The organism is Nonomuraea marmarensis (assembly GCF_043197025.1).
In the GTDB taxonomy this organism is placed as follows: Bacteria; Actinomycetota; Actinomycetes; order Streptosporangiales; family Streptosporangiaceae; genus Nonomuraea; species Nonomuraea marmarensis.
Map to the genome: position 1 here is coordinate 85,772 of NZ_JBICRM010000028.1, position 15,460 is coordinate 101,231.

The following is a 15,460-nucleotide window of genomic DNA, read 5'->3' on the forward strand; positions in this document are numbered from 1 at the left end:
CGGCCTTCAGAGCCATCCTCCCACGGTCGGCCATGATTGAGCCGCCTTGTCCAGGGAAGGTCAGGCTCGGGGCCCCAACGACAGGGGAGGTTGTCGTGTCCCTGACACTGAGAAGACGCCGCGTGGCCATAGAAATACCGGCTACGTGGATGGGTCGCATGAAGACCCGGGCCGTACGAACCGGCCATCGTATGACGCCAGTGGCGGACCAGGCCAAAGTGGTCGCCGCCCAGCGCTTTGAAGACGCCCGCTACTGGGCGGCGCCGCGGCTGCATTCCGCGGCTCACGGGTTCGAGGACCAGGTCGCTCCGAAGGTCAGCTCGATGCTGTCCGCGGCGGCCAGGAAGATCGATCCCACGCCGTCGCGGTCGCGGCGGTGGCCGACGCTCGCTCTGCTGACCGGCCTCGCGGTGGGGGCGATCGGTTACGTGTTCTACCGCCGTAATGCACAGCAGTGGACCGAGCACATGAAGGACTCCGCCTCTGATGCGTCACGCTGGGCCAGCGAGAAGGCGGACAGGACTACTGAGTCCGCGAACCGGATGGCAGCCAATGCGTCAAACAGGGCGGAGGAGACGTATCGCAAGATGTCGTGATTTCGCCAAAAGGAAGCGCGTCCTCGGATGGAAACCGGGGGCGCGCTTCCATTTGCCGGAAGGCCGTGCCGGTTGGCCGAGGGGCGCGACTGGAGGGTGTTGACGGTTTACCAAGCGCTTGCTACAAAGCCGGGCATGGCGCTGTCACCGCTCGACGACTACCCCGTGCACCAGGCCGCGCAGGTCATGCGGCACGTGGCCACCTCCGACCGCAACTTCTACGACCGCTACTACTTCAACTGCCACCCGGGAACCGACGAGCTCATGCTGATCGTCGGCCTCGGCCAGTACCCCAACCTGGGCGTCACCGACGCCTTCGCCTGCGTACGCCACCAGGACCTGCACCGCGTCGTACGCGCCTCCCGCGAGCTCGGCCCCGACCGGATGGACACCGCGATCGGCCCGTTCCGCGTCGAGGTCGTCGAAGGGCTCAAGCGGCTCAGGGTGGTCCTGGAGCCGAACGAGCACGGCCTGTCCTTCGACCTCCTGTGGGAGGGCACGATCCCGGCGACGCTGGAGCCCCGGCACTTCCTGCGGTGGCAGGAGCGGGTGATGTTCGATTCGGTACGCCTGGCGCAGACCGGGAGCTGGTCCGGAAATATCAGGATCGGTGAGCAGGACATCCCGGTCACCCCCGACCGCTGGCAGGGCACCAGGGACCGGTCCTGGGGCATCAGGCCGGTCGGCGAGCCCGAGCCGCCGGGCATCCAGGCCAAGAACCCCGGCACGTTCTACTGGCTCTACACGCCGATGCGGTTCGACGACCACGCCATCCTCTGCATCGTCCAGGAGGACGAGCGGGGCCGCCGGGTGCTGGAGGAGGCGGTACGTGTCTGGTCCGACGGGCGGGAGGAGGAGTACCTCGGCAGACCGGACTACCGCCCCGTCTACGCCCCCGGCACCCGCGACGTCGTCGAGGCCACGATCACCTTCGCACCGCCCGGCGGCAAGCCGTTCGACGTACACTGCACTCCGCTGCTGCCGGTACACCTCATGGTCGGCACCGGCTACGGGCTGGAGCCGGACTGGAAGCACGGGATGTACCAGGGTGCGGGGCCGGTCGTGCAGGGCGTGACGTACCGGCTGCCCGACGACGCCGCCCGGATGTGGGGCCTGGTGGACGCCGTCGGGCGCTTCGAGTACGACGGGCTCGTCGGCCACGGACTCTACGAGTACTGGGCGCTGGGGCCCCACCCGTCGTTCAGCGAGTGATCGCGGGCTTCTTGCAGATGATCTTGACCCTCTTGGCCACGCCCTTCTCGCCCGGGGCCTTCTCGACCGGAGCCACCTCGGTCGAAGCCCCTTCAGGAAGGGCGGGCCGAGCGGGCACCGCCCGTAGGCGCTCGCCGTCCGGGATCCCCTCGATCTTCACCGCCTCCGGGGCCTCACCGTCTTCGAGAGCGTCGAGCTTCACCGCCTCCGGGGCCTCGCCGTCGCGGAGGGAGACCTTGGTGCCCGGCTTGACCCGGTGAACCTTCCCGTCGCGCGTGATGACCACGCCCCCCTTGGCACGCAGGGGCTTGGCAAGCTCGATGGTCTTACCGTCGCTGGTCGTGCAGGTCACCTTGGCGCCGGCGGTGGCCGGGGGTTCGTCGGCCATGGCGGAGCCCGCAAGGCCGGTGATGGCCAGTACGGCGACCGCGCCGAGCACCGCGAGGCGTCGCTTGAACATGAATTCTCCTCACTGGGGTCAATCGAACGCTCCCGAGACTGGCGAGATGTACCTGAAACGATCCTGAAGACGCCCTAAATGATCTTCAGGTTGGCTTTAGGTGGCCTGAGGCACCCTTGACAGTGTGCGAGTGCTACTGGTGGAGGACGAGGAGCGACTGGCCGACCTGGTCAAGGGCGGGCTGGCGGGCGAGGGCTTCGCGGTGGACGTGGCCCATGACGGCCGTGACGGGTTGTGGATGGCCACCGAGAACACGTACGACGTGATCGTCCTGGATGTGATGTTGCCCAGGATGAACGGGTACGCGGTCTGCTCCAAGCTGCGCGAGGCGGGCGACTGGACGCCGATCATGATGCTCACGGCCAAGGACGGCATCTACGACGAGGCCGAGGCGCTCGACAACGGGGCCGACGACTACCTGGCCAAACCCTTCTCGTACGTGGTGCTGCTGGCCAGGTTGCGGGCACTGATGCGGCGGGGCGGGCGGGAGCGGCCGGTGTCGATCACAGTGGGCGACCTGGTGATCGATCCGGCCGGGCTGCGGTGCCGCCGGGGCGAGGTGGAGGTGGGGTTGACGCCGAAGGAGTTCGCGGTGCTGCACGCGCTGGCGCGCCGGGCCGGGGAGGTGGTCTCCAAGGGCGAGCTGCTGGCCCAGGCATGGGACTTCTCCTACGACGGCGACCCGAACATCGTCGAGGTCTACATCAGCGCGCTGCGCCGCAAGATCGACATGCCCTTCGGCAAGACGACGCTCATGACGGTCCGCGGGGCGGGCTACCGGCTGGAGGCGGCATGAAGTGGCGGGTGATCAGTGCGGACGTGAGTTGGGCGAGGGTGTCCGCGAGCCTGTCCTCCGTGCGGCTGCGGGCGACCGCGGCGGCGACGCTCGTCGTGGCCCTCGCCCTCGGGATGGCGGCCCTGGCGCTGGTGCTGGTGCTGCGCGGCACCCTGGAGAGCACCGCCGACGCCGAGGCGACCAGGAAGGCCGTGGCCGCGGCGCCGTACGCGCAGACCCTGGAGATCGCGCCCACGGACAAGAACACCGGGGACGGTCCGGTCGAGACCGCGCCGGAAGCCGGCAGTCCGATCATGGTCGCGGGCAAGGGAGGAACGGTCACCCTGCGCGACGGCACGGCGGTCAAGATCGCCGATCCGGACGTCATGCTGACCAGCGACAAGGCCGCCGCGGCCGCCAAGTGGGCGGAGCCGAAGAAGTACGCCGTCGCCGGGCTCCAGGTGACCACCGCGGGCGGCCCCGCCAAGGTGTGGTCGAGGGTCTCGCTGGCGGGCGCCGAGGAGGCGCTGCGGACGCTGTACGGCGCGCTGCTGCCCGGCGTGCCCGCCGTGCTGCTCGTGGTGGCCGGGATGACCTGGATCTCGGTGGGCCGCGCGCTGGCTCCCGTGGCCGCGATCAGGACCAAGGTCGCCGACATCACGGCCCGCGACCTGCACCAGCGTGTCCCCGTACCGGGCTCCAAGGACGAGATCGCCGCGCTGGCCAGCACCGTGAACGGCACGCTCGACCGCCTGGAGACGGCGGTGGGGACGCACAAGCGGTTCGTCGCCGACGCGGCGCACGAGCTGCGCAGCCCCATCGCCACCCTGCGCGCCCGCCTGGAACTGGCCGAGCCCAGCGAGCTCACCAGGGAGGCCCTGGCCGACGTCGAACGCCTGCAACACCTGGCCGCCGATCTCCTCATGCTGGCCAAGCTGGACGCGGGCGAGCCGCTGCGGGCCACCGAGCTGGACCTGGGCCAGGTGGCGGCCGAGGAGTCGCTGCGGGCCAGGCGGCGGCCGGAAGTGCGGGTGGAGCTGGACATCGAGCCCGACGTGGTGATGAAGGGCTCCCGTGCGCATCTCGACCGCCTGGTGACGAACCTGGCCGACAACGCGGTCCGGCACGCCGCCTCGACCGTCAAGGTACGCGTGCGCGCCGAGGGCGGCCAGGCCGTGCTGGAGGTGATCGACGACGGCCCGGGGATCCCGCCCGCGCAGCGTGAGGCGGTGTTCGACCGCTTCACCAGGCTGGACGAGGCCCGCGCCAGGGACGCGGGCGGCGCCGGGCTGGGGCTGCCGATCGCGCGGGACATCGCGGTCCTGCACGAAGGGTCACTCGTGTACGCCAACTTCGGATTCGTCGCGAAATTTCCCTTGAAAATCACCTGAACCACTCATGATCCGCGAACGTGTGGATGGTTGAAGGAGGCAATCATGCTCACACGCCGCGCATTGATCACCCGAGGTGGCGCCTCGGGAGCAGGAGTCATGTTCCTGTGGCCCAGCCCGGCCGAGGCGGAAACGGCCGGTCCCGTACTGGCCAAGACCCGCAGCATCCCGCTCGGCGGCGGCAAGATCGTCAAAGGCAAGTACGTGATCACCCACCCGAAGAAGGGCGTCTACCGGTGCTTCAGCGCCAAGTGCACCCACCAGGGCTGCACGGTGGCGAGCGTGAGCCGGGGCACGATCAACTGCCCGTGCCACGGCAGCAAGTTCAGTGCCTCGACGGGGGCAGTGGTGAACGGCCCCGCCAAGCGGCCGCTCGCCCGCAAGAAGATCAAGATCTCGAAGGGGACGATCAGGCTGGCTTGATCGGTAAGGCGTAGCTCGTGCTGCGTTTGATGATCTCGAAGCCGGCACGGGCGTACACGCTGACCGCTCCCGTGGGGTTGTGGGTGTCGACGCCGAGTCCGGCGCTCGCGTACCCCTGACTGGTGAAGGCGGCGAGGGCGTGCGCGATCAACGCGCTCGCCACGCCCTTGCCGCGCCACTCCTTCAGCGTGCCGATGATCGGGATCCACGCCTGGCGCTCGCCGAGGTGGGCGGACTGGGCGTCGAAGAAGTGCGTGATCAGCACACCGACCACGCGCTCTCCCGCGAGGGCCGCGAACGTGGCCTCGGGGCGGAAGTTACGCGATCCGGTGATGATGGTGCGCCAGCTCTCCCGCGTGTGCGGCACGCTGCCCCAGTGGTCGCGGAACGACTCGTTGCGCACCTGGCGGGCGCCCTCGTCCACCTCGGGCGACCAGGTGACGATGGACACGCCCGCCGGCGTCCTGAGCGGTGGCAGGCCGCCGGACAGGCGCCGCGTCATGCGGGCGAACGTACGGGCGGCGGCGAACCCGGACCCCGCCGCCAGTGCCGCGAGCCCCTGGCTGCCCTCGTGGACGTCGAGGTGGACCTCCAGAGGGACGCCGGGAAAGGCTTTGGCGCTCAGTCCCGGCGCCGCGCGGACGCTCCAGTCCACGATGCGCCTGCCGAGCCCCTGCCGTCGATATGCGGGGTGCACGCCGCCCCACAGGCGCATCATGTGGACGTCCACGACGGACTGCTTGACCGGGAGGTAGCCGAAGGCCGCGACGCGGTCGCCGTCCCTGGCCGCGATCGTGCCCTCGGGCAGGTCGATCAGGTGGTGGGCGAGCTGCTCCGCCACGTCGTCGACGGCGTAGAGATCGCCGGTCCTGTCCTCGGCCTCGATGGCGGCCCAGAGCTCGGCGAGCGGCCGGGCGTCCTGCCGGGTCAGCGGTCCCCATTCCATGCTGGGGAGCCTAGGCCAGCTTCGCGGAGCACCCCAACTGGTTTCCGATGCGGGCCAGGCCCTCGGCGAACGCCTCGCGCGTGCGCTTGGGGAAGCCGATGAAGAACCGGTTGGCCAGCGGCACACCCCAGCGCATCCATTCGGCCACGTCGTAGACGCGGTGGACGACGCGCGTGCCCTCGGGGTGGGCGGTGACCGACCATTCGCCGCGGTACCACCAGCCGCCCTGGTAGGCGAGGGTGTGGTCGCCGGCCTCGTGGCTTGGCAAGTCCCTGAGCAGGGCCTGCCACACCTGCTCGACCGGCGCGGCGACCACCCCGGCGACCTCGGTGACGAGCTTCTTCCTCATGGCCGGCTCACCCGGGTGTTCTGGAAAGAGGCGAAGCGCCAGCCCTCGGGCGTGAGCAGGCGGACGATCTCTGTGGACATGGCACAGCTCCCTTGGTCGCGGCGCCTATCCTGTGAATGCGAGTTCGGGCAGGGCAGGCGCCTTGTTCGGATGTCCGGCCGCCGGGGTGTTGGCGCACCCCGGCGGCCCCTTTCACAGGTCGACTGAGCTCCCCCAGTCGAGCTCTCCCTTGCCCAGCCGGTCGAGCACCTTCCTGATCCAGTCGAGCTCGGCGGTGTAGAGCGCCTGCTCGAACTCGACTTCGAGCATCAGGATCGCGGGCAGACCGCTGTCGGCGATGGCCCGTACATGAGCCTGCATCCCGGTCAGCAGGCCCTCGATCGTGGCCGCCCGGCCGCGCAGCGCGCGCTGCGCCTCGGGCAGCGGCAGGCAGCCGATCAGCGAGACGGCCGCCACGAACGCGCGCCGGTCGGGATCGGGCGTCTCCAGGAGCTGCCGCAACCGGGTGGCCAGCTCCTCGCGGCCCTCGTCGGTGATCTCGTAGACCGTGCGCTCCGGCCTGCGGCCCTCGCGGTCGGTCTTGGCGGGCACGATCAGCTCATCCCTGGCCAGCCGCTCGACCGCGTGGTAGAGGCTGCGCGGCAGGCCGGTGATGTAGTCCTTGTGCGTGTCGATGATGAATCGGTGCAGCTCGTAGGGGTGGCTGGCGCGCACCGTGAGCAGGGCCAGCACGGTCAGGCCGACCAGGTCGTGGCGTCGCGCCATGTTGCCTCCAGCTATATTGCAAGTTGCAATATAGCTCACGCGTCGAGTTGCCGGAAGGTCCTCGCGATCGCCTGCTTGGTCACTTCCTCGGGATAGGGGAACAGCTTGATCACGTCGCGCAGGCCCTCCACGTGGGCCCGCTTGGCCAGCTCGGCCACCAGGGCCAGCTCGTCGTGCTGCGCCCGTACGAACGCCCGGTCCACCACCGCGCCGTGCCCCGGCACGATCACCTGCTCGGGCAGCTCGTCCAGCATCGCCGCCGTGGTGCCGGGCCAGTCGAGCGGGTACGAGTCGCCGAACGCCGGCGGCGCACCCTCCTCCACCAGGTCTCCGGCGAACACCACACCCGCGTCCGGAACGTGCGCGACGACGTCGTTGCTGCTGTGCCCGAGCCCGAAATGCCGCAGGTGCACGATGCGGCCGCCGATGTCGAGGTCGGCCGCGACGGCGAACGTGTGATCCGGCGGCACGATCGTGACCTCCTCGAACTCCTCGCGCCGCTCGGGCTCCCCCTCGATCATGCCGGCGCGGTGCCGCTCGCCGTACTCGTCGATCTCCTCGGCGCACCTGACGTGGCCCCAGATCTCGGCGGGGCGGAAGAGAGCGTTGCCGAAGTAGTGGTCGAAGTGGGAGTGGCTGTTGACCACCGTCCACGGGGCGGCGGTGATCCTCCTGACCGCCTCGATCAGGTCCGCCGCCTCCCGGTGCGAGCTGCGCGTGTCGAGCACCAGGCAGTGCCCGTCGCCCACGACCAGACCCACGTTCATGTCGTACGACTCATGACGCCGGACATAGACCCGGTCGCCGACCTCATGCCACTCATTCATGCCAACGAACCCTAACTTTAGGATCGGTACATGGCATATGACTTCCAAGTCGTCATCGACACCGGCGACCCGCATCCGCTGGCCGACTGGTGGGCCGACGCGCTCGGGTGGAAGGTGGAGCAGCAGGACGAGGCGTTCATCCGGAGCATGATCGAGAAGGGTTACGCCACCGACGACGAAACGACCCGGCACAACGGCGCGCTGGTGTGGAAGTCGGGCGCGGCCATCAGGCACCCCGACGGTCTCGAACGGGCTCCGCGCGTGTTGTTCCAGCTCGTGCCCGAGCCCAAGACGGTCAAGAACCGTGTGCACCTCGACGTGCGCGTGGGCGCCGACAACATCGAGTCCGTGGTCGAGCGGCTGACTGCCAAGGGCGCGAAGGTGCTGCACCGCGGCCGCCAGGGGCCCAACTGGTGGATCACCATCGCCGACCCTGAGGGCAACGAGCTCTGCGTCACTTGAGATATTCCAGCACCGCCAGCACCCTCCGGTGACCATCGGCGGCGGGCGGGAGATCGAGCTTGGTGAAGATGTTCGCGATGTGCTTGGCCACGGCCGCCTCGGTGACGAACAACTCCTTGGCGATCGACGCGTTCGAGCGACCCTCGGCGATCAGGCCCAGCACCTCCTGCTCGCGCGGGGTTAGCCTGGCCAGGGGGTCGCGTCGCCGTCTCAGGAGCTGGCGCACCACCTCGGGGTCCACGACCGTGCCGCCGGCGGCCACGCGGTCGAGCGCGTCGACGAACTCGCGTACGTCGCCTATGCGGTCTTTCAGCAGGTAACCGATGCCCGCGCCGTCGCCGGACTCCAGCAGCTCGGCCGCGTACGTCTGCTCGACGTACTGGCTGAGCACCAGCACGGCCAGCTCGGGATGCCGCTCGCGCAGCTCCAGCGCGGCGCGCAGCCCCTCGTCGGTGAAGCCGGGCGGCATCCGCACGTCGGTCACCACGGCCTGCGGCCGGTGCTCGGTGACGGCGGCGACCAGGGCGGGCGCGTCGCCGACGGCGGCGACCACGGTGTGGCCGAAGCGTTCGAGCAGGCCCACCAGGCCCTCCCTGAGCAGGACGGCGTCCTCGGCGATCACTACGCGCACGGTATCTCCACTCGGACGAGGGTGGGCCCGCCGGCCGGGCTGGACAGGGACAGTCTTCCCCCCACCACGGCCAGCCGGTCCGCCAGACCGGTCAGCCCCGTACCCCTGGCCGGGTCGGCGCCGCCGACGCCGTCATCGCGCACCTCGACGACCAGGGTGCCGCGCTGGACCCGGCCCGTGACTGCGCCCCTGGTGGCCTGGCTGTGCTTGGCCAGGTTCGCGAGGGCCTCGCTGACCACGTAGTACGCGGTGACCTCCACGGGGGCGGGCAACCGGCCGGCCGGCTCGATGTCCACGTCGATGGGCACAGGCGAGCGGCCCGCCACGTCGCGTACCGCGGCGGCCAGCCCCCGGTCGGTGAGCACCTGCGAGTGCACGCCCCTGATCAGCTCGCGCAGCTCGGCCAGCGCCTGCTTGGCCTCCTCGTGCACCTTCTCGACCAGCCTGCCCGCCGGCGAGCCGTCCGGCAGGTCGAGCCTGGCCAGGCCGAGCGACATCGACAGGGAGACCAGCCGCTGCTGCGCGCCATCGTGCAGGTCCCGTTCGATCCTGCGGCGCTCCATCTCGAACGCGTCCACCAGCCGCGCCCGTGACCGCAGCACCTCGTTCAGCTCGGAGCCCTGCGGCGCGAGCATCGCCCTGACCATGGCACCCCTGGCGCCTCCCCAGGCCGTGACCGTGTAGGCGGCGACGGGCAGCAACAGCACACCGGCGACCAGGGCCACGCCGCCGACCAGCGGCGCCACCTCGGGCTGGACGACGGGCGAGAGGATCAGCAACATCGGCCCGCCGAGGGTGAACGCGAGCATGACCAGGTCGATCCACCACATCACGAGCACCGTCATGACCGCCAGCCCGGCCTCCCGCCTGCGCCTGTCCGGGGCCTCGGGCACGGGCACGGGGTCCACGAGCCGCAAACGGCGGCGTTCGAACCAGGCGACGGGCGGGATGGACAGCGCCAGCACGATCACCCCCGCCACGGCGGCCGCGAGCGTGGAGGCCGCGGCGGTCGCTGCGACAGCCGCGGCGGTGAGCCCGGCGGCCGCGCCGGGGACCACGCTGACCAGCAGGTACGCCGCGCAACGCCAGGGCCAGGCCGACGCCAGGAACGGCAGCGGCCGCTGGGTGAGCGCCTCCAGCGCGGTCCGGTTGAGCACCTTGTGACCGTATCCAGGGGCTGGAACATTACACAGTAGTGCTGGGTTTACCTTTCACCCGGCACGAGATCGCTGGGCTCAGCGGCGGCCGAAGCGGTCGGCCACGACGTCGAACATCTCCACGATCTTCGCCGTGTCAGTGATCTCCGCGAGCGGGCGGCCGAGTTGCGGGTCGAAACATTCGAACCCGGACTCGCGCTCCACGATCGCCGCCAGTTTGTACAGCAGGTCGACGACCCGGCGGGCGTCGTCACCGTGCGTCCAGTAAGGGACGCTCATCTCCCAGCCGCCCTCCCAGTGGTTCACGGAGATGCCGCTGGCTTCGTGGGCGAGCTCCCAGTTCGGCGCGTATTCGAAGATCTTCACCTCGCCGAGCAGCTCGCGGGTCTGGGTGACGATGTTGTCCCAGGCCGGCAGGTTGGGCGGCAGGGGCTTGTCCTGCTCGTCCACCGCGTCCAGCACCTCGTCCCAGGACTGGCCGGGCTCCCTGCGCGCGAAGTAGAGGTCGTAGCTCATGCTGAACGAAGGTACTAGTCAGCGGAACTCCAGGCCCTCGAAGGCGTTCGACGTGCGCCACCCGTCGATGTACGCGAAGTACGCCATCGCCCCCTGCGGGTAGCCGGCGTTGAGCCGCCAGCGCAGCCCGAGCTCCTGGCCCTCGTTGTTGTAGTAGCCCGGGGTGCAGTCCGGCGAGCCCAGGAGCATGCCCCCGCCCGACAGCAGCAGCTCGACCCAGGCGTCCTCGGCCTCCTCGGTGACCTCGATCTCGTCGTATCCGTGGTCGAGGGCATGTTTGACCATCACGGCGATGGTCCTGCCCGCTTCCGTCAGGTTGTGCGGGATGTTGGAGATGAGGTTCGCACCCTGCGTCGGCTGTACGAGGAAGGCGTTCGGGAAGCCGTGCACGTGGATGCCGTGCAGCGTGCGCATGCCCTCCGACCAGCGGTCCGACAGCCTGACCCCGTCGCGCCCCGTCAGGTCGTAACCCGCCCGGCGGCTGTAGTCCGTGCCGACCTCGAAGCCGGAGGCGTAGATGACGCAGTCGACCTCGTACTCCTTGCCGGCGACGACCACTCCCCGCTCCGTGATCCGCTCCACGCCCCTGCCGTCGGTGTCGACGAGGTGGGTGCCGGGGACGTTGAAGGCCTGCAGGTATTCGTCGTGGAAGCAGGGGCGTTTGCACAGCTGGCGGTACCAGGCCTGCAGCTTCCGCGCGGTTTCCCGGTCCTCGACGATGGCATCGACGCGGGCGCGGATCTCCTCCATCTTCTCGAAGTCCGAGTCCTCGAAGGCGGCCAGCATGTTCGGCGCGGTGCGGTGCTCGGGAGCGAGTGCCCCGATCCTGGCGCGCACCCGGCGGGCGATGTCGGTCCAGCCATCCATCACCAGGTCCTCGTCGGCCTGGCCGCCGGTCTGGTTGGCGGTGAAGTTCTCCAGCCAGCGCTGCTGCCAGCCCGGAGTCGCCATCCGCGCGAACCAGTCGGGGTCGGTCGGCCGGTTGTCCCGCACGTCCACCGACGACGGCGTGCGCTGGAACACGTACAGTTCCGCGCACGCCCGCGCCAGATGCGGCACACACTGTACGGCCGTCGCGCCCGTGCCGATGATGGCCACCCGCTTGCCGGCCAGCCGGTCCATGTGCGCGCCCGAGGGGTCGCCGCCCGTGTAGGCGTAGTCCCAGCGGCTCGTGTGGAACGAATGCCCCTTGAACTCCTCGATGCCCGGAATGCCAGGCAATTTCGGCACATGGAGCGGGCCGATGCCCATGGCGATGAACTGGGCGGTGAAGGCGTCGCCCCGGTTCGTGCGGACGAGCCAGCGGCCGCCGATCCATTCGAGGTCCACGACCTCGGTGTGGAAGAGCGCGTTGTCGTACAGGCCGTAGTGTTTGCCGATGCGGCGGCAGTGCTCAAGGATCTCGGGCGCGTGCGCGTACTTCTCGGTGGGCATGTGGCCGGTCTCTTCGAGCAGCGGCATGTACACGAACGAGGCCGTGTCGCACTGCGCGCCCGGGTAGCGGTTCCAGTACCAGGTGCCGCCGAAGTCGCCGCCCTTCTCGACGATGCGCACGTCCTCGACGCCGGCCTCCTTCAGCCGCGCGCCGGTGACGAGTCCGGCGAAGCCGCCGCCGATGAACGCGAACGTCACGTGATCGGTCTTCGGCGCGCGCTCGGTGACCGGCGTGTACGGATCGTCGAGGTAGTGCGCGAAGCGGCCGGTCAGGCGCAGGTACTGGTCGTTGCCGTCCGGGCGCAGCCGCTTGTCGCGCTCTTCGCGATATTTCCGGCGAAGGGCGTCTCTGTCGATGGCAGGGCGATCGGCGACTGTCATACATCCTCCGTTGCGCGGGGACGGCAGGGCGCTGGACCCTAATTTCAGAATGTCATTCGGAAATGGTCTCAGACAAGTACCAACGGCCGGTGTGATCACCTGCTCGCTGACCGGAATGCCACTATTGTGGTGGCCCGGACACACGAGGAAGCGGCATCACCTTGGCTCATCGCGCACTGGTCATCGCCATGTTGCCCGCGATCGGGCTGCGCGTGCTCGCGGTGCTCGGGTTCCCTCCGGCCCTGCTCTTCTACGCCGACTCCTTCGCCTTCCTGCGCGAGGAGCTGACGCCGGGCACGACGCGACCTTCAGGATATTCCCTGCTCCTGGCGCTGTTGCGACCCGCGCACAGCCTCACGCTGGTGACGGTCCTGCAGCACCTGCTGATGCTGGCGCTCGCGGTCGCGGTGTACGCGCTGCTGCGCCGACGCGGCCTGCCCGGCTGGGGTGCCACCCTGCTGGTCACCCCGCTGCTGTTCGACGAGTTCCTCGTGCTGCTCGAACACATGATCATGGCTGACGCGATCTTCATCGTGCTGGTCGCGGGCGCGATCGTGCTCATCGTGTGGCGGGTCACCCCGGCGACGGCGGCCGTGGGCGGAATGCTGCTCGGGCTGGCCGGGATCACCAGGACGGTCGGCCTGCCGCTGCTGCTCCTGACCGCCGCCTACCTGCTGATCAGGCGGTACGGCTGGCGCCCGCTGCTGGCGCTGCTGGTGGCGGGCGTGATCCCGCTGGGCGCGTACGCCACCTGGACGAAGGTGGAGAAGGGCAAGTTCGCCCTGACCGAGGCGGACGGGAACTTCCTGTGGTCCAGGACCATGAGCTTCGCCGACTGCGCGGTGATCAAGCCGCCCGAGCGGCTGGCCGTGCTCTGCCCCGACATGCCGGTCGAACAACGTCCCTACCCGCCCCACTGGTTGTGGGAGAGCTTCTCGCCGCTGCTCAAGGTGCCGGGGACGGCCAATCGCAACCAGCTGGCCGGGGAGTTCGCCAGGCAGGCCATCCTCGCGCAGCCGGGCGAATATCTGGCGTCGGTCGCAACCGATCTCACGCAGTTGCTGCGCTGGGAGCGCACGGCCGTGGACGAGAAGACGCCGTACAAGCTGCCCGCCGCCGAGCGCCCCCTGAACGAGTCCGTCCGCGGCGTCGCCGAATCGTACGAAGGGGGCCCGGCCGCCACCCGGGTCGTGGAGCCGTTCGCCGGATGGCTGCGCGCGTACCAGCGGTTCGGTTATGTTCCTTTCCCGCTGCTCATGCTGGCCCTGGTCAGCGCGCTGGCGGCGGCACTGGTGCGGCGGCGGTGGGACGCGCTGCTGCCCGCGGTGGCCGCGCTCGCGCTGGTCGTCTCGCCGCCGTTCCTGGCGGCCTACGACGTGCGGTACGTGATCCCGGCGATCCCGCTGGTCTGCCTGGCGGTCGGGCTGACCCTCGGCGGCCGTTCGCCGTCCAGCAGGCAGTCGGCCGAGGCCGAGCGGGAAACCCTCAACGTGGGCTGACCAGCCCGCGTCGGCGCTGGTCGAGGCGGCCAAAACGCTCACCAGGCCGGAGCCGGAGACCTGAGGTCACCGTCCGAAGCGGGTGACGAAGCGGCGTTGCCAGGGGGTTTCGACGGCGTGGCGTGAGTAGTGCTCGCGCACGTAGGCGACCGCCTGGTCTCCGGGGACGCCGTCGAGCACGGCCAGGCAGGCCAGGGCGGTGCCGGTGCGCCCTCGGCCGCCGCCGCAGGCGATCTCGACGCGTTCGGACTCGGCACGTTCCCAGGCCTCGCGCAGGGCGTCGGCGGCGGCCGCGCGGTCGGACGGCAGCCAGAAGTCGGGCCAGCGCACCCATCGGTGCTCCCAGGCGACGGGCAGTGGGCGGCGGCCGCGCAGGTAGAGGGCGAAGACGGGTTGCGGACCCTGCGGGACCGGGCGTCTCAGGCCCCGGCCGCGGACCAGCCGGCCCGAGGGCAGCCGCAGGACGCCCTCGGACGTGGGCTCCCAGGTTGTGGTCATGATGAGGTACCTACTCTCATGGGGCTCCGCTGAATCGCTTGATTGCCCCGCGTGTCACCGGTTCGCCAGGTAGAGCTGGCCGAGCCGGTCGATGCGCCAGAGCTGGCCCACCGTGACCAGGGTGGCGCCGAACACGGTCGGCCAGATCTCCAGCGCGATCAGCCCCCAGGCGAGCAGCGCGAACCCCGCCGAGCCCAGCGCGATGAGCAGCCGCTGCACGTTGCGGTGGTCACCGGTGACCAGTGACCGGTCGTGCAGCCACAGCTTCTCGCCGTAAATGCCCCTGGCGGTCCAGCTGCCGGGCTGTTCGACGGCGGGGAAGACGTGCGGGTTGAGCACCAGCCAGACCACGACCAGGGCCACCGGGACCAGCGCCCACCAGCCGAGCCACTCCCTGCTCCAGATCGCCGCGATCATCAGCGGGATGGCGGCGAACCTGGTCCAGACGCTCCACGGGTTGGCGTGGCGCTGCCACGCCTCATCGGACATGCCGACCGCCTGGGCGTACTTCTTCAACGTGCTCATACGATGAGCCCCCTTGCCAGCGCGTTGATGGTGGCCTCGACCACCTGGTCGTGGTCGGGCCCGTACCTGTCGCGGTTGAGCACCACCAGACCGGCGGTGCGGAGCACGCCGAGCAGCACCTCGGGCGGGGCGTCCGCGACGATGACGCCGTCGGCCTGCCCCCGGGCGAGGTATTCGAGCAATGGCGTCATCAGGTGCGGCGTGACGCGGACGATCTCCTCGGGCCCCACCCTGCGGGCCACCGCCTCCAGCTCGTCGGGGCGGGTGAGCAGCCGCCGGTAGAACGGGTCGGTGGTGAGCACCTCGATCATGCCGCGCATCAGGGCGGCCAGCGCATCGACGCTCGGCGGCCGGTCCAGCGCGGCGGCCAGCACCTTGCCCAGCATCGGCGCCCTGCGGACCATGACCTCCTTGTAGAGCTCCTCCTTGGAGTCGAAGAAGGCGTAGAAACTGCCCTTGGAGATGCCCGCGGGCGCGACCAGCTCGTCCAGCGAGGTCTTCTTCAAGCCCTGGATGGCGAACAGCTCTTCGGCGGTGTCGAGCAGGACGGCGGTGATGCGGTCCTTGTCGGCCACCGTGAATGCCACGGCCATGCGTATCCCTATGACTTGAT

At 69.8% G+C, this 15,460-nt stretch carries 19 protein-coding genes; 7 read left to right on the plus strand and 12 right to left on the minus strand.

Features of this window, described 5'->3' with window-relative positions; genetic code table 11:
• Positions 1–158: 158 nt before the first annotated feature.
• Entirely contained in the window at positions 159–596 is a 438-nt protein-coding gene (locus tag ACFLIM_RS35405; RefSeq protein WP_393172728.1) for a YtxH domain-containing protein, read from the plus strand.
• 135 nt (positions 597–731) lie between these two features.
• Complete coding sequence (locus ACFLIM_RS35410) at positions 732–1,808, plus strand: hypothetical protein (protein WP_393172729.1); 1,077 nt, start codon at positions 732–734, stop codon at positions 1,806–1,808.
• Here the strand turns inward: ACFLIM_RS35410 and ACFLIM_RS35415 are convergent.
• Positions 1,798–2,268, minus strand: a complete 471-nt coding sequence (locus ACFLIM_RS35415; RefSeq protein ID WP_393172730.1) for a hypothetical protein — start codon at positions 2,266–2,268, stop codon at positions 1,798–1,800. The two genes, ACFLIM_RS35410 and ACFLIM_RS35415, sit on opposite strands and share 11 nt — an antisense overlap.
• A 124-nt stretch (positions 2,269–2,392) precedes the next feature.
• Between ACFLIM_RS35415 and ACFLIM_RS35420 the strand changes: the two genes are divergently transcribed.
• From ACFLIM_RS35420 to ACFLIM_RS35430, 3 genes are read left to right on the plus strand one after another with little or no spacing between them, the layout of a single operon-like run.
• Positions 2,393–3,064 carry a response regulator transcription factor gene (locus tag ACFLIM_RS35420; protein ID WP_393172731.1) on the plus strand — a complete coding sequence of 224 codons (672 nt, stop codon included), beginning with the start codon at positions 2,393–2,395 and terminating at the stop codon, positions 3,062–3,064.
• Positions 3,061–4,434: a sensor histidine kinase gene (locus tag ACFLIM_RS35425; protein ID WP_393172732.1), complete on the plus strand. Its 1,374-nt coding sequence runs from the start codon at positions 3,061–3,063 to the stop codon at positions 4,432–4,434. The genes ACFLIM_RS35420 and ACFLIM_RS35425 overlap by 4 nt, the downstream gene beginning before the upstream one ends.
• A 45-nt stretch (positions 4,435–4,479) precedes the next feature.
• The gene (locus ACFLIM_RS35430) at positions 4,480–4,857 is read left to right on the plus strand and encodes a QcrA and Rieske domain-containing protein (RefSeq protein WP_393172733.1); all 378 of its coding nucleotides are present in this window, start codon (positions 4,480–4,482) and stop codon (positions 4,855–4,857) included.
• Here ACFLIM_RS35430 and ACFLIM_RS35435 read toward each other — a convergent pair.
• The 4 genes from ACFLIM_RS35435 to ACFLIM_RS35450 all read right to left on the minus strand — a co-directional run bounded on the left by ACFLIM_RS35435 (position 4,844) and on the right by ACFLIM_RS35450 (position 7,744).
• Positions 4,844–5,803 carry a GNAT family N-acetyltransferase gene (locus ACFLIM_RS35435; RefSeq protein WP_393172734.1) on the minus strand — a complete coding sequence of 320 codons (960 nt, stop codon included), beginning with the start codon at positions 5,801–5,803 and terminating at the stop codon, positions 4,844–4,846. The two genes, ACFLIM_RS35430 and ACFLIM_RS35435, sit on opposite strands and share 14 nt — an antisense overlap.
• A gap of 10 nt (positions 5,804–5,813) precedes the next feature.
• On the minus strand, positions 5,814–6,152 hold the full coding sequence (locus ACFLIM_RS35440) for a hypothetical protein (RefSeq protein ID WP_393172735.1): 339 nt from the start codon (positions 6,150–6,152) through the stop codon (positions 5,814–5,816).
• 192 nt (positions 6,153–6,344) lie between these two features.
• Positions 6,345–6,917, minus strand: a complete 573-nt coding sequence (locus ACFLIM_RS35445; protein WP_393172736.1) for a PadR family transcriptional regulator — start codon at positions 6,915–6,917, stop codon at positions 6,345–6,347.
• 35 nt (positions 6,918–6,952) lie between these two features.
• Positions 6,953–7,744 carry an MBL fold metallo-hydrolase gene (locus ACFLIM_RS35450; protein ID WP_393172737.1) on the minus strand — a complete coding sequence of 264 codons (792 nt, stop codon included), beginning with the start codon at positions 7,742–7,744 and terminating at the stop codon, positions 6,953–6,955.
• A gap of 30 nt (positions 7,745–7,774) precedes the next feature.
• On the opposite strand from ACFLIM_RS35450, the gene ACFLIM_RS35455 reads away from it, so the two are divergent.
• Positions 7,775–8,206, plus strand: a complete 432-nt coding sequence (locus ACFLIM_RS35455; protein ID WP_393172738.1) for a VOC family protein — start codon at positions 7,775–7,777, stop codon at positions 8,204–8,206.
• On the opposite strand, the gene ACFLIM_RS35460 is transcribed toward ACFLIM_RS35455, so the two are convergent.
• The 4 genes from ACFLIM_RS35460 to ACFLIM_RS35475 all read right to left on the minus strand — a co-directional run bounded on the left by ACFLIM_RS35460 (position 8,199) and on the right by ACFLIM_RS35475 (position 12,325).
• Complete coding sequence (locus tag ACFLIM_RS35460; RefSeq protein WP_393172739.1) at positions 8,199–8,837, minus strand: response regulator; 639 nt, start codon at positions 8,835–8,837, stop codon at positions 8,199–8,201. The genes ACFLIM_RS35455 and ACFLIM_RS35460 overlap by 8 nt on opposite strands.
• Positions 8,828–9,994: a sensor histidine kinase gene (locus ACFLIM_RS35465; protein ID WP_393172740.1), complete on the minus strand. Its 1,167-nt coding sequence runs from the start codon at positions 9,992–9,994 to the stop codon at positions 8,828–8,830. The genes ACFLIM_RS35460 and ACFLIM_RS35465 overlap by 10 nt, the downstream gene beginning before the upstream one ends.
• A gap of 78 nt (positions 9,995–10,072) precedes the next feature.
• Positions 10,073–10,510 (minus strand): hypothetical protein, encoded by a 438-nt coding sequence (locus ACFLIM_RS35470; protein WP_393172741.1) that lies wholly within the window; start codon positions 10,508–10,510, stop codon positions 10,073–10,075.
• An 18-nt stretch (positions 10,511–10,528) separates the two neighbouring features.
• Entirely contained in the window at positions 10,529–12,325 is a 1,797-nt protein-coding gene (locus ACFLIM_RS35475) for a flavin-containing monooxygenase (RefSeq protein ID WP_393172742.1), read from the minus strand.
• Between the two features lie 161 nt (positions 12,326–12,486).
• On the opposite strand from ACFLIM_RS35475, the gene ACFLIM_RS35480 reads away from it, so the two are divergent.
• Entirely contained in the window at positions 12,487–13,824 is a 1,338-nt protein-coding gene (locus tag ACFLIM_RS35480; protein WP_393172743.1) for a hypothetical protein, read from the plus strand.
• A gap of 66 nt (positions 13,825–13,890) precedes the next feature.
• Here ACFLIM_RS35480 and ACFLIM_RS35485 read toward each other — a convergent pair whose 3' ends face one another.
• Genes ACFLIM_RS35485 through ACFLIM_RS35495 form a run of 3 tightly spaced genes read right to left on the minus strand, consistent with a single transcriptional unit; the run spans position 13,891 to position 15,440 of the window.
• Positions 13,891–14,322 carry a protein-tyrosine phosphatase family protein gene (locus ACFLIM_RS35485; RefSeq protein WP_393172744.1) on the minus strand — a complete coding sequence of 144 codons (432 nt, stop codon included), beginning with the start codon at positions 14,320–14,322 and terminating at the stop codon, positions 13,891–13,893.
• Between the two features lie 54 nt (positions 14,323–14,376).
• Entirely contained in the window at positions 14,377–14,847 is a 471-nt protein-coding gene (locus ACFLIM_RS35490) for a DUF6653 family protein (protein ID WP_393172745.1), read from the minus strand.
• On the minus strand, positions 14,844–15,440 hold the full coding sequence (locus ACFLIM_RS35495) for a TetR/AcrR family transcriptional regulator (RefSeq protein ID WP_393172746.1): 597 nt from the start codon (positions 15,438–15,440) through the stop codon (positions 14,844–14,846). Before ACFLIM_RS35495 ends, ACFLIM_RS35490 begins: the two co-directional genes overlap by 4 nt.
• Between the last annotated feature and the right edge of the window lie 20 nt (positions 15,441–15,460).

Bases quoted from the DNA above. Each gene is read 5' to 3' on its own strand.
- ACFLIM_RS35405 (WP_393172728.1), top strand. From the start codon at position 159: ATGAAGACCCGGGCCGTACGAACCGGCCATCGTATGACGCCAGTGGCG.
- ACFLIM_RS35410 (WP_393172729.1), top strand. From the start codon at position 732: ATGGCGCTGTCACCGCTCGACGACTACCCCGTGCACCAGGCCGCGCAG.
- ACFLIM_RS35415 (WP_393172730.1), bottom strand. From the start codon at position 2,268: ATGTTCAAGCGACGCCTCGCGGTGCTCGGCGCGGTCGCCGTACTGGCC.
- ACFLIM_RS35425 (WP_393172732.1), top strand. From the start codon at position 3,061: ATGAAGTGGCGGGTGATCAGTGCGGACGTGAGTTGGGCGAGGGTGTCC.
- ACFLIM_RS35430 (WP_393172733.1), top strand. From the start codon at position 4,480: ATGCTCACACGCCGCGCATTGATCACCCGAGGTGGCGCCTCGGGAGCA.
- ACFLIM_RS35435 (WP_393172734.1), bottom strand. From the start codon at position 5,803: ATGGAATGGGGACCGCTGACCCGGCAGGACGCCCGGCCGCTCGCCGAG.
- ACFLIM_RS35440 (WP_393172735.1), bottom strand. From the start codon at position 6,152: ATGAGGAAGAAGCTCGTCACCGAGGTCGCCGGGGTGGTCGCCGCGCCG.
- ACFLIM_RS35445 (WP_393172736.1), bottom strand. From the start codon at position 6,917: ATGGCGCGACGCCACGACCTGGTCGGCCTGACCGTGCTGGCCCTGCTC.
- ACFLIM_RS35450 (WP_393172737.1), bottom strand. From the start codon at position 7,744: ATGAATGAGTGGCATGAGGTCGGCGACCGGGTCTATGTCCGGCGTCAT.
- ACFLIM_RS35455 (WP_393172738.1), top strand. From the start codon at position 7,775: ATGGCATATGACTTCCAAGTCGTCATCGACACCGGCGACCCGCATCCG.
- ACFLIM_RS35470 (WP_393172741.1), bottom strand. From the start codon at position 10,510: ATGAGCTACGACCTCTACTTCGCGCGCAGGGAGCCCGGCCAGTCCTGG.
- ACFLIM_RS35475 (WP_393172742.1), bottom strand. From the start codon at position 12,325: ATGACAGTCGCCGATCGCCCTGCCATCGACAGAGACGCCCTTCGCCGG.
- ACFLIM_RS35485 (WP_393172744.1), bottom strand. From the start codon at position 14,322: ATGACCACAACCTGGGAGCCCACGTCCGAGGGCGTCCTGCGGCTGCCC.
- ACFLIM_RS35490 (WP_393172745.1), bottom strand. From the start codon at position 14,847: ATGAGCACGTTGAAGAAGTACGCCCAGGCGGTCGGCATGTCCGATGAG.
- ACFLIM_RS35495 (WP_393172746.1), bottom strand. From the start codon at position 15,440: ATGGCCGTGGCATTCACGGTGGCCGACAAGGACCGCATCACCGCCGTC.